The sequence below is a fragment of the Kribbella sp. NPDC050820 genome (assembly GCF_040653975.1).
Taxonomy (GTDB): domain Bacteria; phylum Actinomycetota; class Actinomycetes; order Propionibacteriales; family Kribbellaceae; genus Kribbella.
On sequence record NZ_JBFAHB010000066.1, the window covers coordinates 1 to 13003 of the forward strand.

General features: G+C 69.2%; 15 protein-coding genes. 6 read left to right on the forward strand and 9 right to left on the reverse strand.

Annotated elements, in window-relative coordinates; translation table 11 throughout:
• The first annotated feature begins 175 nt into the window (after positions 1-175).
• Together AB0H36_RS37235 and AB0H36_RS37240 are read left to right on the forward strand one after the other, a co-directional pair.
• Positions 176-373, forward strand: coding sequence for a hypothetical protein (locus AB0H36_RS37235; RefSeq protein WP_360534766.1), 198 nt, complete (start codon positions 176-178; stop codon positions 371-373).
• Positions 374-408: 35 nt separating this feature from the next.
• Positions 409-552: a hypothetical protein gene (locus AB0H36_RS37240; protein WP_360534768.1), complete on the forward strand. Its 144-nt coding sequence runs from the start codon at positions 409-411 to the stop codon at positions 550-552.
• Here AB0H36_RS37240 and AB0H36_RS37245 read toward each other — a convergent pair.
• The gene (locus AB0H36_RS37245) at positions 549-1616 is read right to left on the reverse strand and encodes a hypothetical protein (protein WP_360534770.1); all 1068 of its coding nucleotides are present in this window, start codon (positions 1614-1616) and stop codon (positions 549-551) included. The genes AB0H36_RS37240 and AB0H36_RS37245 overlap by 4 nt on opposite strands.
• A 74-nt stretch (positions 1617-1690) precedes the next feature.
• Positions 1691-3418, reverse strand: coding sequence for an L-glutamate gamma-semialdehyde dehydrogenase (pruA, locus tag AB0H36_RS37250; RefSeq protein WP_360534772.1), 1728 nt, complete (start codon positions 3416-3418; stop codon positions 1691-1693).
• Between the two features lie 139 nt (positions 3419-3557).
• On the opposite strand from pruA, the gene AB0H36_RS37255 reads away from it, so the two are divergent.
• Entirely contained in the window at positions 3558-3869 is a 312-nt protein-coding gene (locus AB0H36_RS37255; protein ID WP_360534774.1) for a hypothetical protein, read from the forward strand.
• On the opposite strand, the gene AB0H36_RS37260 is transcribed toward AB0H36_RS37255, so the two are convergent.
• Genes AB0H36_RS37260 through AB0H36_RS37275 form a run of 4 tightly spaced genes read right to left on the reverse strand, consistent with a single transcriptional unit; the run spans position 3870 to position 7344 of the window.
• Positions 3870-4355, reverse strand: a complete 486-nt coding sequence (locus AB0H36_RS37260) for a VOC family protein (protein WP_360534776.1) — start codon at positions 4353-4355, stop codon at positions 3870-3872.
• A 55-nt stretch (positions 4356-4410) separates the two neighbouring features.
• Entirely contained in the window at positions 4411-5337 is a 927-nt protein-coding gene (locus AB0H36_RS37265) for a Ku protein (protein WP_360534863.1), read from the reverse strand.
• 19 nt (positions 5338-5356) lie between these two features.
• Positions 5357-5887 carry a hypothetical protein gene (locus AB0H36_RS37270; RefSeq protein ID WP_360534778.1) on the reverse strand — a complete coding sequence of 177 codons (531 nt, stop codon included), beginning with the start codon at positions 5885-5887 and terminating at the stop codon, positions 5357-5359.
• A complete protein-coding gene (locus AB0H36_RS37275) occupies positions 5884-7344 on the reverse strand; it encodes a wax ester/triacylglycerol synthase family O-acyltransferase (protein WP_360534780.1) in 1461 nt (486 codons plus the stop codon). Before AB0H36_RS37275 ends, AB0H36_RS37270 begins: the two co-directional genes overlap by 4 nt.
• A 172-nt stretch (positions 7345-7516) precedes the next feature.
• On the opposite strand from AB0H36_RS37275, the gene AB0H36_RS37280 reads away from it, so the two are divergent.
• Genes AB0H36_RS37280 through AB0H36_RS37290 form a run of 3 tightly spaced genes read left to right on the forward strand, consistent with a single transcriptional unit; the run spans position 7517 to position 10073 of the window.
• Positions 7517-8008 carry a cupredoxin domain-containing protein gene (locus tag AB0H36_RS37280; RefSeq protein WP_360534782.1) on the forward strand — a complete coding sequence of 164 codons (492 nt, stop codon included), beginning with the start codon at positions 7517-7519 and terminating at the stop codon, positions 8006-8008.
• Positions 8005-9336: a hypothetical protein gene (locus tag AB0H36_RS37285; RefSeq protein WP_360534784.1), complete on the forward strand. Its 1332-nt coding sequence runs from the start codon at positions 8005-8007 to the stop codon at positions 9334-9336. The genes AB0H36_RS37280 and AB0H36_RS37285 overlap by 4 nt, the downstream gene beginning before the upstream one ends.
• Entirely contained in the window at positions 9336-10073 is a 738-nt protein-coding gene (locus AB0H36_RS37290; protein ID WP_360534865.1) for a nucleotidyltransferase domain-containing protein, read from the forward strand. Before AB0H36_RS37285 ends, AB0H36_RS37290 begins: the two co-directional genes overlap by 1 nt.
• Here the strand turns inward: AB0H36_RS37290 and AB0H36_RS37295 are convergent.
• The 3 genes from AB0H36_RS37295 to AB0H36_RS37305 form a co-directional block, all read right to left on the reverse strand.
• A complete protein-coding gene (locus AB0H36_RS37295) occupies positions 10039-11259 on the reverse strand; it encodes a glycosyltransferase 87 family protein (protein ID WP_360534786.1) in 1221 nt (406 codons plus the stop codon). The genes AB0H36_RS37290 and AB0H36_RS37295 overlap by 35 nt on opposite strands.
• Positions 11260-11264: 5 nt before the next feature.
• Complete coding sequence (locus AB0H36_RS37300) at positions 11265-11936, reverse strand: HAD family phosphatase (protein WP_360534788.1); 672 nt, start codon at positions 11934-11936, stop codon at positions 11265-11267.
• Positions 11937-12105: 169 nt separating this feature from the next.
• Complete coding sequence (locus AB0H36_RS37305; protein WP_360534790.1) at positions 12106-12894, reverse strand: DUF4097 family beta strand repeat-containing protein; 789 nt, start codon at positions 12892-12894, stop codon at positions 12106-12108.
• Positions 12895-13003 lie beyond the last annotated feature (109 nt).

The window sequence follows — 13003 nt, forward strand, 5'->3', positions numbered from 1 at the left end:
ATGCTAGGAACGGTTTCTCGCGCTAGTCAAGAGGTCACCGCTGCCGGACTTCTGCTGGACTTTCGGTGTCCTGTCCGCGGCCGGGGTCACGGATCGAGGCGGTGTGTCGCTCCGCTGATGGGCTCACCTGCGGTGGCAACCTGAAGGGAAGTGTTGCTCCGGAGGTGAGCCCGTCATGCGGAAGAAGCGTCAGCGCGCGGAACCGGCCGGCGAGGACTCGCAGTACTGCGTGTTCTGCGCGACCGTGATGCCGTTCGAGCGGATCGAAGCCGCCGACCACCTGGTCGACGAGCCCGACGAGTGGATCTGCGTCAAGTGCGGATCCGCCCTCCTGGTCGACCCGCCCCTGCAGGAGCTCAACCGCACCGCCTAGAGCGGTGGTCCGAACACGCACACCACCGGCCTGGCGTGTGCGGGGTCGAACGCCAGCGCCGGACCAACCGCCGCTGGGCCGCGGGCTTCCTGGAGTTGCTCTGGGACCAGTACGACGGAGCGCCCACCGGCCCGGAGGTCTCGCCCTCAGTCAACAACCTCCCGGGTCAGTACACCTAGTCGAAAACCAGCGTCCTGAGGGCCACGTGGCCTTCCTCGTCGATCACGTAGTGGGCGTGGCCTTCGTGGTCGACGGCGACGCCTTCGACCCGGCGGATGTCGCCGAAGTGGTGGACGACCTTGGCGCTGACCACACCGCCGGCGCTGTCGTCCGGGAGCTCGAACCGGACGTGCTCAGAGGCGGCGTTCGCGCCCTCCGGGTGGTCCTCGAGGACGGTGGCCGACTTGCCGGACGCGTCCAGGTCGCCGATCACCGCGTCGAAGCGGTCTCCGCCATGGGTGTCGAGACCGCGGAACCCGGCCGGCGCCTCGACGCTGCCGACATCGCCGAGCACCCAGACGTTGCCACACCGCGGTACGGCGTTCGGGTCGTCGAAGAGCTCCTCGACGTTCTCGAGCTCGACCAGGATCGGGTGGCCGTCGGCGGTCACCGGGTAGCGCAGGCCGAGCAGCAGCCGGCCGTCGGCGCGGAACTCGGCGGCCTCGATGTTGACCGGGCGGTCCGTCGGGAGGACGGTCCCGGCCCAGCGCTTGGCCTTCTGCTCACCGATCGCGATGGTGGCATCGACGTACGCCTGGCGCTCGAGCTCGCCCATCGGCAGCAGCTCGACGTCGGCCAGGGCGTCGTTGATCGCCCGGTGCAGCGTGAACCGCAGCCGGACGACCTCCAGCGTCGCGCGGCCACCGGTGTCGACCGCGTCCGCCAGCGACTGCTCGCTGACCCGGGCAATCCAGGAACGCTTGGCCGCGAGCGGTCCCGCCTTCTTCCCGAACTGCGAGCCGACCACGTAGACGTAGCCGTCCCGCGAGGCGCACGCCTCGGCGTCCTCGGTCTTGCCCGCGTGCACCCCGGCGTCCGCGAACACACGCATCGCCGACCACTCGTCGTCGAGCGGCGCCCCGGCGGTGTGGACGAGCAGCGCCAGCGCGTCCTCGGCGGTCGCCTCGTCCAGCACCGTCACGAACGCGCGGTCCCAGCCGTGGCGGTCGAGGACGTCCGGCCCGAACACAAGGCAGAGGTCGGACGCTTCGTTGGGCTCGAGGTGCAGATCGGTTTCATGCATACCCGGGAAACGTCGCAACGGGCCCACCTACTCCCGATCCCGCCGATTCCCGGGTAAACCCCGACCTTCCCTGATCAACCCTGATGCGGGTACCGGTAGTCGGTCGGCGGGGCGAAGGTCTCCTTCATCGAGCGCGGGCTGGCCCAGCGGATCAGGTTCCACATCGACCCGGCCTTGTCGTTCGTCCCCGACGCCCGCGACCCACCGAACGGCTGCTGCCCGACCACCGCACCGGTCGGCTTGTCGTTCACGTAGAAGTTCCCAGCCGCAAACCGCAGGTAGTCACTGGCCGCAGCCACCGCATGCCGGTCCTGCGCGATCACAGCACCCGTCAGCCCGTACGGCGCCGCGCTCTCCATCTGCTGCAGCACCGTGTCGTAGTCGGCGTCGTCGTACACGTGCACGCCGAGGATCGGGCCGAAGTACTCGGTGGTGAAGATCTCGTCGGTCGGGTCGTCGGACACGATCAGCGTCGGCCGGACGAAGTACCCCTCGCTGTCGTCGTAGGTGCCACCGGCAACCACCTCGAGCCCGTCGGCCCGCCGGGCCCGGTCCAGCGCCACCTTGTGCTTGGCGAACGCCCGCTCGTCGATCACCGCACCGATGAAGTTCGACAGGTCGGTCACATCACCCATCGTGAGCGACTCGGTCTCGGCCACGATGTCGTCCCGGATCCGGTCCCACACACTGCGCGCGACGTACGACCGAGACGCCGCCGAGCACTTCTGACCCTGGTACTCGAACGCACCCCGCACCATCGCGGTCTTCAGCACCGCCGGATCCGCCGACGGATGCGCCAGGATGAAGTCCTTGCCACCGGTCTCACCGACCAGCCGCGGATAGGTCTTGTACGACGCGATGTTCGCACCCACCGCCGACCACAACGACTGGAACGTCTTCGTCGACCCGGTGAAGTGAATCCCGGCCAGATCCGGATGCGTCAGCGCAGCCTTGGACACCTCGATACCGTCACCGGTCACCAGGTTGATCACACCCGCCGGCAGCCCCGCCGCCTCCAGCAGCCGCATCGTCCAGTGCGCCGCGAACTGCTGAGTCGGCGACGGCTTCCACACCACCGTGTTCCCCATCAACGCCGGCGCGGTCGGCAGGTTGCCCGCGATCGCGGTGAAGTTGAACGGCGTGATCGCGTAGACGAACCCCTCCAGCGGCCGGTAGTCGACCCGGTTCCACACCCCCGGCGACGAGATCGGCTGGTCACTCACGATCTGCCGCGCGAACGCCACGTTGAACCGGAGGAAGTCGATCAGCTCACACGCGGCGTCGATCTCGGCCTGCTGCACCGTCTTGGACTGACCCAGCATCGTCGCCGCGTTCAGCGTGTCGCGCCACGGGCCGGCCAGCAGATCGGCCGCCTTCAAGAAGATCGCCGCCCGGTCGTCGAACGACAACGCACGCCACGACTTCGCCGCGCCCAGCGCCGCGATCACAGCCTCCCGGCCGTCCGCCTCGGTCGCAGTACCCAGCGTGCCGAGCACATGCCGGTGCTTGTGCGGCTGCACCACCTCGATCGGCGCACCACCACCGACCCGCTGCTCACCACCGATCGTGCAGGTCAGGTCGATCGCACCCGCCGCAGTGAACTCCTTGAGCTTCGCCTCCAGACTCGCCCGCTCCGACGATCCAGGCGCATACCCCTTGACGGGCTCGTTGGCGGGAGTAGGTACAGCGGTGACGGCATCCATCGTGCGGTGCTCCTCGATCAGGGTTGTGGATCGTGCTGGTACGCCGGTGCGGGTGGGCGGCGCGCTCGCTGGTGACACCAGCATGGTGCCATGACTCACCACCGGAAACGAACCTGACCAGCAACCTGACCACAAGCCCGACTGGTCCGCTCGGCGACCGGCCACTCATTTGTAGCATACGTTTCACGCCAACAAGTGCTCGCCCGGCGTCGGCCGATGAGACGGTAGGTTCGGCTGCATGGGTGGGGTCGGGCATTTCGTGAGCGCTGACGCGCAGGCGGCGTACCTGCGCTTGTACGACGTGACGCTGATGGAGATTCCGGGTCAGCAGGAGTCCCTCGAGGTGAGTACGACGTACGGGCGGGTGCCCGGGCTGCCGGACAGGCTCGGGTCGCGCTACCTGCAGTGGGTTGCCGGACGGGTGCCGATCGAGCAGCCGGCCGGGCGCCTGGTGATGGCGGGCTTGCGCGACTACCGGATGAAGCCGGCCGAGTTCCCCGAGCAGTTCAACGAGCGGTTGCTCGAGCTCCTCGCCGGCTCAGGACACTAGCTAGGCGCGCCAGGGCATGTGCTGGAGGGTCCAGGTGTTGCCGTCGGGGTCCTTGAACCAGGCGTAGTAGACGCCGCCGAGGTCCTCGGTCTCGCCGACGTCGACACCGCGCCCGATCAGCTCCTGGCGAGCCGCCTCGATGTCCTTGACGACCAGGTGCAGGGCCCGCAGCGAGCCCGGCTCCATGTCGGCCATCGGCAGGCCTTGCAGAAGGCTGATCGAGCAGTACGAGCCCGGCGGCGTCAGCTGGACGACGCGGACGCCGTCCGCCGGGGAGACGTCCACGTCGACGTGGAACCCGCACTGCTCGGAGTAGAACCGCTTCGCCCGGTCGATGTCCGACACCGGCACCGGGATCAGCTCGAGCAGGAACGCACCAGGGCGGACCGGCGCGGCGGTCGGGTCGGCCGGGATCTCCGAGGCGTCCTGGGGAATCTCGGTCGTGGTCGGCGGAGGAGTCGGCAGGTCCGGAGGCTGATCGCTCATGCCTTCACCTCGACCGCCCGCCGGCTGTGGCCGGCACGCTCCTGGCCACGCTCGGTCATGCCGACTTCTTCGTGGTCTTCTTGGCGGTCTTCTTCGCCGGGGCCTTCTTCGCAGCCGCGGCCTTCTTGGCCGGTGCCTTCTTGGCGGCCGCCTTCTTCGCCGGGGCCTTCTTGGCCGGCGCATCGGCCTCACCACCACCGGCTCGGCGCGCCTTCGCGGCCTCGACCGAGGCGCGCAGCGCGGCGACCAGGTCGACGACCTCGGCGCCCTCCGGCTCCTCCTCCTCGGTCTCCGGCAGCGGCACCCCGGCCGCCTTCGCCTCGACCACCTTCTCCAGCGCCACGCGGTACTCGTCGTGGTACTGGTCCGGGTCGAACTCGCCACGCAGCGTGTCGATGTACGACGCCGCCATCGCCTTCTCCTGGGACCGGATCTCGACGTCCTCGGCCGGCGCCGCGAAGGACGCGTCCCGGACCTCGTCCGGCCACAGCATGACCTGCAGCACCAGGATGTCGCCGACCGTCCGGAGCAGCCCGAGGCTCTCCCGGGACCGCAGCGCGACCTTCACCAGCGCGTACAGCTCGGAGCCGTCGAGGGCGTCCCGGAGCAGCACGTACGGCTTGGCGCCCGGCCCGCCGTCGGCCTGCAGGTAGTAGGACTTGCCCAGGTACAGCGGGTCGACCTGGTCCGACGGCACGAACTCCAGCACGTCGATGACCTTCTTGCTGGACAGCGGCAGGTCGGCGAAGTCGTCCGCCTCCAGCACGATCATCCGGCCGTCCGGCATCTCGTAGCCCTTGGCGATGTCGGAGTACGGCACCTCCTCGCCGTCGATCGAGCAGACCCGCTTGTACTTGATCCGGCCACCGTCGGAGACGTGCACCTGGCGGAAGGAGATGTCCTTCTCCTCGGTCGCCGAGAACACCTTGATGGGGATCGTCACCATCCCGAACGAGATGGCACCTTTCCAGATCGCCTGCATCGCCACCAACTCCCCTTGGTCAGCTCGAGCCGTTCAGCCCGCCGCGCGGCCCCTCCGCCGCCAGCAGATCGGGAATCTCCTGCGTCGCGTACCACATCAGGTCTTCACCCTCGCACGAATCGAGGGCGAACACCGCGTCGTCGTCACCGCTCTGGGCCGCGTCCCACAGGTCGGCGGCCTTCCCGACCACCGCCGCCGCGTCGGGCGCGTCCACGTGCACCGCGGCCACCGTGGACCACGGAACCACCACGTTCAGCTCGAGCCGGGCGTCGCCCAGCTCGACCGTGCCGTCCGCCGGCGGGATCGCGCTCACCTCACACGCGATCACCACCCGTCTGCGGGCAGTGCCCGGATCGGCGGCCAGCAGTCCCACCGAAGCCCGGGCCGCCTGCGCCATCGCGGCGTACTCGAGCTCCTCGTCGTCGCCCTCGGCGTACCACTCCCGCAGCGCCGGGGTGACCGCGTACGCCGTCAGCGGCGGCGGGCCGAACTCGCCGGCGTGGTAGGCGTCGTCGAGCCGCCGCAGCGTGGATGGGAGGTAGATCCTCACGAGCCCGCCTTCTTCGTTGTGCCGCGCTTCCGGCCACGGGAGGCCCGGCTCCGGCTGCCCTTGGTGGTCTCCAGCAACTCGTCCAGCGCATCGGTCACACATTGGGCGAAAACGGCCAGGTCGGGCATCGCGGTGCGGTCCGCGTTCAGCCCGAACGACACCTTCCCGTCGTACGACGTGACGCCGACGGACAACCCCTGTCCGGGCATCAGCGGGACCACCGGGTACGACGCCAGCATCGGCGCACCCTGCGCGTACAGCGGGAACTGCGGACCCGGCACGTTGGTGATCACCACGTCATCGATCGGCCGGACCGTCGTGGTCGCGACCCGGGCGGCGAGCGCGTGCAGCGTGGTCGGCGCGAACCCGGCGATGCCGACCAGCGACCGGGCGCTGACCGCGCGGCCGGTGTCCTTGTGAACCTTGGTCTGGTACGAGATCTGGTGCAGCCGCATGACCGGGGAGTTCTCGCCGACCGGGAGGGTCACGGTCGAGGCGATCACGCTGGACCCGAGCGAGGTCGGCTCCTCGTCCTCGTCGTCGCGGATGCTGACCGGGACCACGGCCCGCACGCTGCGGGTCGGCCCGACGCCCTCACCGCGGGTCATCATCCAGGCTCGGAACGCACCCGCGACCACGGCCAGGACCACGTCGTTCACCGTCCCGCCGTGCAGTGCGCGGACGGTCCGGTAGTCCTCCAGGTCGGTCTGCACGGTGGTGAACCGGCGCTGGCCGGAGGTCTTCACGTGCAGTGAGCTCTCCTGTGCGTGCCGCTGCGCAGCGAGAGAGCCGACCACGCCGCCGAGCACCTCGCGGACCGAGGTGGACCCGGTCAGGCTGGCCATCTCGGCCCGGGCCAGCTCGAGCACGGCGGTCGGGTGCCGCGTGGCGTCCGCGAACACGCCGGCCAGCAGCTCCAGCGCGGATGGCGGGTGGGCCGGCTGCCAGGTGTCGGTCGGGGTGTCCCGCGGCTGCGCGGTGGCGTCCAGCACGACCTGGCCGATGTCGACCGTACTGTTGCCGTCGACAAGGGCCTGGTGGGACTTGGAGATGATCGCGAACCGGTCGCCCTGCAGGCCCTCGACCAGGTACATCTCCCACAGCGGGCGGGCCCGGTCCAGCCGGCGGGACATGATCCGGGCGACCAGTTCCAGCAGCTGGGCGTGCGTCCCCGGGCGCGGCAGGGCGGAGCGCCGTACGTGGAAGGTGATGTCGAACTCTTCGTCGTCCACCCAGACCGGGCCGGCGAACCGGCCCGGCACCTGCTGGACCCGCTGCCGGTACCGCGGCACGAAGGCGATCCGGTCCCGGATCAGGGCGACCAGGCTCTCGTAGTCGAACCCGTCGTCCCCGTGCACCGGCGGCTCGAAGATGTCGACCGTCCCGACGTGCATCGGGGTGGCCGGCGACTCGGCCTTGAGGAAGGTGAGGTCCAGCGACGTCAACCGGTCCGGCATCGGGTCACCTTCCTCTCAGTCGATCAGCTTGTCTGGTCACCCTAGCCCGCCCCACCGACAGTGGGCTGCGACACTGGCCGTACGGGAACACTGAGCTATTGGTGTTCGTCAGGCAAGAGGGTGTGTCCGCACCCCGAGAACTGAACAGATCCCTCGAAAGGCCCCTCGACCGATGCGTACGACGCTCACTCGCGGCACCGCCACCGCTCTCCTCCCCGCCCTGGCCATGCTGGTCCTGGCCGGCTGCGGGAACGAAACCGACAGCGGCGCGAGTCCGAGCACGACCCCGTCGGCGACCGCTCCCTCCAGTACCCCCACCGACCTGCCGACGATGACCCAGACGCCGGGCAAGCCGAACCCGAGCAGCCCGTCGAACACCGCCGACCCGTCCGGTGAGCAGGCCGACGTCACCATCAACGTCACCGTTGCCAACGGCAAGGTCAACCCGAGCGGCGCGAGCATCAAGGTCAAGGCCGGTCAGACCGTCCTGGTCACCGCGATCAGCGACGCGCCGGACGAGCTGCACATCCACGGCTACGACAAGGAGCTCCCGCTGACCCCGGGCAAGCCCGCCTCGGTCAAGTTCACCGCGAACATGAAGGGCACCTTCGAGATCGAGACCCACGAAAGCGGCAAGCTCGTCGCCAAGCTCGTCGTCTCGTGACCACTCCTCTTCTGCTCCCGCTGCACGGGATCGGTGGCCGGCAGGACCTGCCGATCCCGTTCGGGCTGGCCGTGGGCGGCGCCGCGGTCGCGATCGCGCTGTCGTTCGTCGTCCTCGCGCTGGCCTGGCGGAACCCGAAGTACCGCGGCGACGCCTCCGGAAAGCCGTTGCCGGCCGCAATCACGCGGACCGTCGACGCGAGCTGGTTCCGCTGGATCGTCCGGCTGGTCGGCCTGGCCATCTTCGGCTACGCGATGGTCGCGCTGCTGTTCGGCGTGGACCGGCTGACCAACCCGATCTTCGGCTTCATCTACATCCTGGTCTGGGTCGGCCTGGTGCCGATCTCGCTGCTGCTCGGCCCGGTCTGGCGGACCCTGAACCCGCTGCGCACCGTCCACCTGCTGCTGTGCAAGGTCCTCCGCCAGCCCCCGTCGAAGGGCCTGCTCCGGCTCCCGCCCTGGCTCGGCCTCTGGCCGGCGACACTGGGCATTTTCGCCTTCACCTGGCTCGAGCTCGTCGCCCCGGACCGGGCCACCATCCCGGTGCTGCAGGCCTGGATGGCGCTGTACGTCGTGATCATGCTGTTCGGCGCGATCCTGTTCGGCGACCGCTGGTTCTCGACCGGCGACCCGTTCGAGGTCTACGCCTCGCTGATGGCCCGGTTGTCGCCGTGGGGCCGCCGTACCGACGGACTGTTGGTGGTCCGCCGCCCGCTGGAGAACCTGGACGGCCTGAAGCCGCTGCCCGGTCTCGTCGGCATGGTGTCGGCCCTCCTCGGCTCGACGGCGTACGACGGTTTCTCGAACTCGTCGGCCTGGATCGGCTGGGCGCAGAACACCGACTACTCGATGACGCTGCTCGGCACGCTGGCGCTGATCGGGTTCATTCTGTTCGTGCTGGTCACGTACTCCGGCGCCACGCTGCTGGCCGGGCGGCTGTCGCACAGCTCGCGCCGGGCGCTCCCCAGGCTGTTCGCGCACTCCGTCGTACCGATCGCCCTCGGGTACGTCGTCGCGCACTACCTGACCCTGTTCATCCTCGAGGGGCAGCGGACGCTCATCTACCTGAGTGACCCGCTCAGCAACGGGGCGAACGTGTTCGGCACCGGGTTGCTCGCGGTGAACACCGGCATTACCAACCACAGCGGGACGATCGCGGTCCTCCAGGTGCTGGCGGTGGTCTGCGGTCACCTAGCGGGCGTGATCTCGGCCCACGACCGCGCCGTCGCGCTCTTCCCACGCAACAAGGCGCTGGCCGGTCAGGTGCCGCTGCTCGTCGTCATGGTCGGCTACACCACGGGCGGTCTGCTCCTACTGTTTTCCACGTGATGTACACGGTTGCCGAGCGCGAGGCACTGCGGGACGCGCTGGTGGCAGCGGCCCGGGCCGACGAGCGTGTCGCCGGTGCTGCGCTGACTGGCTCGGCTGCGCTGGGTGCTGAGGACGAGTGGTCCGATGTGGACCTTGCGCTTGGGTTGACGGCTGCTGCGTCGCAGGACGCCGTACTGGCTGACTGGACTGACCGGATGTACGGGTCGTACAGCGCTGTGCACCACACGGACAGGTGGTCGCGGGACACCGTCTATCGGGTATTCCTGCTTGAGTCCACGTTGCAGGTGGACATTGCGTTCGCGCCGGCGGGCTCCTTCGGTGCAGTCGGGCCTAGCTTCCGCCTGCTGTTCGGTGAGGGTGCCGACCAGCCCCCATGGGGCGTGCCCGCTGCCGTGGACCTGGTCGGTATGGGGTGGCTGTACGCGTTGCATGCGCGCTCCAGCATCGCGCGGGGCAAGGCGTGGCAGGCGGAGTACATGATCAGCGGCGTGCGGGACCACGTGCTGATGCTGGCCTGCCTGCGGCACGATGTCCCGCACTCGCAGGGGCGTGGCCTTCACCTGTTGCCCTCCGCCACCACGGCTCCCGTGGAGGCGACGCTGGTGCGGTCGCTGGAGCCTGCTGAGCTGCAGCGTGCGTTTCGAGCGAGTGTCGACGTACTGCTGACTGAGGCGGCGTACGTCGACGCCGAGTTGGCTGTCAGGCTCGATCGGCCGTTACGGGCGCTGGTTTAGGGAGACTGCGGCTGGTGACCGCGAGGACGATGAACGCGATCATGCCGAGGATCAGGTGCGAGTTGCCGGGGATGGACTGCCAGAACGTCCAGTCCAGCTCGCGGTCGTCGCGGAATGGCACCCACCAGATCGACCGCAGCACGAACAGGCCGTAGAACAGCACACCGGTCACCACGGCCGGGTTGAGACCCCAGACCCGGTTGACCGCGCGGATCAGGCTCACACCGAGCGGGATGATCCACACCCAGTGGTGGCTCCAAGTCACCGGCGACGCGTACAGGACGGCCAGCGCCATCACGGCGATCGCGGTGACCCGCTCGTCGGCGAGCCAGTACCGCCGGGCCATCCACAGCACCAGCAGGCCGAACACGGCCGACAACAGGAACCACGTGGGCTGCACCCAGCCCGCGTCGTTCCCCAGCCGGTGCAGGAAGCCGTTGAACGACTGGTTGCCGCTGTAGGCGAGGCCGCCGACCCGGTTGGCGTCGAGGATCACCTCGGTCCAGTACCGCCAGGACTGCTTCGGCACGATCGCGAACCCGACCGCCATCGTCGCCAGCAGACCCAGTACGGCGTTCCGCAGCGCCCGCCACTGCTTCGTGACCACGAGCAGCGCCAGCAACGGCAGCGGGGTCAGCTTGACGCCGATCGCCACACCGAGCCAGAACCCACGCAGCCGCGCGTCCTGCGGCCGCACCAGGTCCAGCAGGATCATTGCGGTCAGCAACAGGTTGATCTGGCCGAACTGGATCGTCTGCCAGACCGGCTCGAGCAGCAGCGACAGCGCGGTGAGCGCGACCAGCACGGCGGTGCGCTTGCGCTGGTTGAAGAACGACCAGGCCGTCTTCGGCAGGCTCGTCCGCCACAGCGCGGTGATGCACAGCACCGACAGCGTGGTCCACACGACCAGCGCGGCACTCCACGGTACGGCGGCCAGCGGCACCATCGCGATCGCCGCGAACGGCGGGTAGGTGAACGGCAGGCCTGAGCCCGGCAGCTTGGCGTCGTACAGCGAACCGCCGTCGAGCAGCACCGATCCGCCCATCCGGTACACGCGGAGGTCGATCATGCCGCCGAACAGGCCGTACGCCCAGGCGCCCAGCGCCACCAGAGCGGCGCAGGCGACCACCCCGATGACGATGCGGCGAGAGACGAGCGGGCGGGACGCAGGGGAGGAGGTGGACATCACGGTCACGTCAGGTCGACTCCGAACAGGGATTGCAGCGCACTCAGGGTGTCGTCGTACGAGGTGTGCAGGACGGCGGTCATGCCGAGGGCCTTCGCGCCCTCGACGTTGAGCTCGAGGTCGTCGACGAAGACGCACTGCTCGGGCTTCAGGTCCAGCCGGCGGGCGGCCAGCAGGAAGATCTCCGGCTCGGGTTTGCGCAGCCCGACCTCACCGGAGATGACGATGTCGTCGAACATGCCGTCCCAGGCGTCGCGCGGGTAGGTGTTGCCCCAGGAGTTCGACAGCAGGGCGGTCCGGATGCCGTGCTGGCGGGCCCGGCGGACCAGCGCGGACATCGCCGGCTGGTGCTCGAAGTGCGCGAACATCCGCTCGATCAGGCCCTCCGCGGGGACCGGCGAACCGTCTTGGCGGACCAGGATCGAGGCGAGCTTGCGCTCGAAGTCGGGGACCGCGAGCTGGCCGCGCTCGAGCGCGTGGATCGGGTTCAGCTCGGCCTCCGCCACCGCCTCGGCCGGGTTCCCGGCGGGCAGCCAGGCCATCACGGCCTGCACGTACGAGTCGAAGTCGAACCCGTCCACCTCGGCCCACCGGCGCAGCGCATCCTCCAGCCCGGAAGTGAGCACACCGCCCCAGTCCACCAGCAACCCGCGCGGCACACCCGCCTCCACCAACATGCCCGCAAGCCTACTCAGCACAAACCCGAGCTAACCCTCGCGGCCCTCCCCCTAACTCCCCGTAACCACCCCGCTGCCCAACCGATGGCAGCTTTCTCCACCCCACCCACCAGGCGTCACCGGCTGCGGTCGCCTGCCTCCGACCTCCCGCACCCCGCAGGGGTGCGAATCAGTGGTTGTACTCGATGGTCAGGTCGCCGGAGGAGGTCTTGGCGTCGATGGTGCGGGTGGCGGACGGGTCGCTGCGGATGTCGGCGGTCTCGTCCCCTGAGGAGGTGTCGGTGTCGAGCTTGTACGTCTCGGTCCCGGACGGGATCCGGATCGTCACATCGCCCGAGCTCGACTCGGCGTCCACCGACTGCGGCGCGGAGATGAAGTCCAGCTCGGTGCTCCCCGAACTGCTCTGCGTGCTCACCGTGGTCGCGCTCAGCCCCCGCGCCTCGAGATCGCCCGAGCTCGACTCCAGCCACAGCGATCCCCCGACGTCGTCCGCCTCGATGCTGCCCGAGCTCGACTTCAGGTTCGCCCCGCCTGGCAGCCCGGACACCCTGATGTCGCCGCTGGAGCTCTCGACGGTCAGCTTGACGTCCTTGGGCACGGTCAGGACGTAGTTCGTGTCGCACCCGAACGACAGGAACCCGCAGCCGCTGTCCCGCAGCTGCAACTTCCCGTCCTCGTAGTCCTCCTTCGGGTCCGACCCGAACACGTTGCGCTCGAACGTCCGCTCGACCTTCACGTCCGGCCCGTCCCCGGACCGCACCTCGACGTCCACCGAGGTCGTCTGGATCGTCAGCGAGTCCCCCTCGACCGGGTAGCTGTCCTGGGTCGTCTTGCTCTCCTCGGTCAGCCCGGTCAGCGCCCAGTACACGCCACCCAGAATGAGCGCCACCGAGATGGCGATCCCGTACCGCCGCTCGGTACTCATCGTGCCGGCCGGCCGGCCCTGAACCTCGGACATACGTTCCCCTAGGTGCGTCGGCTACTCCCCAAACACTGGCACATCCCCACGTCGCTGTCGGTGGGGTTTCCCCCCAATTCCCCACCGAGCCAACCCTGACCCGCCTTCC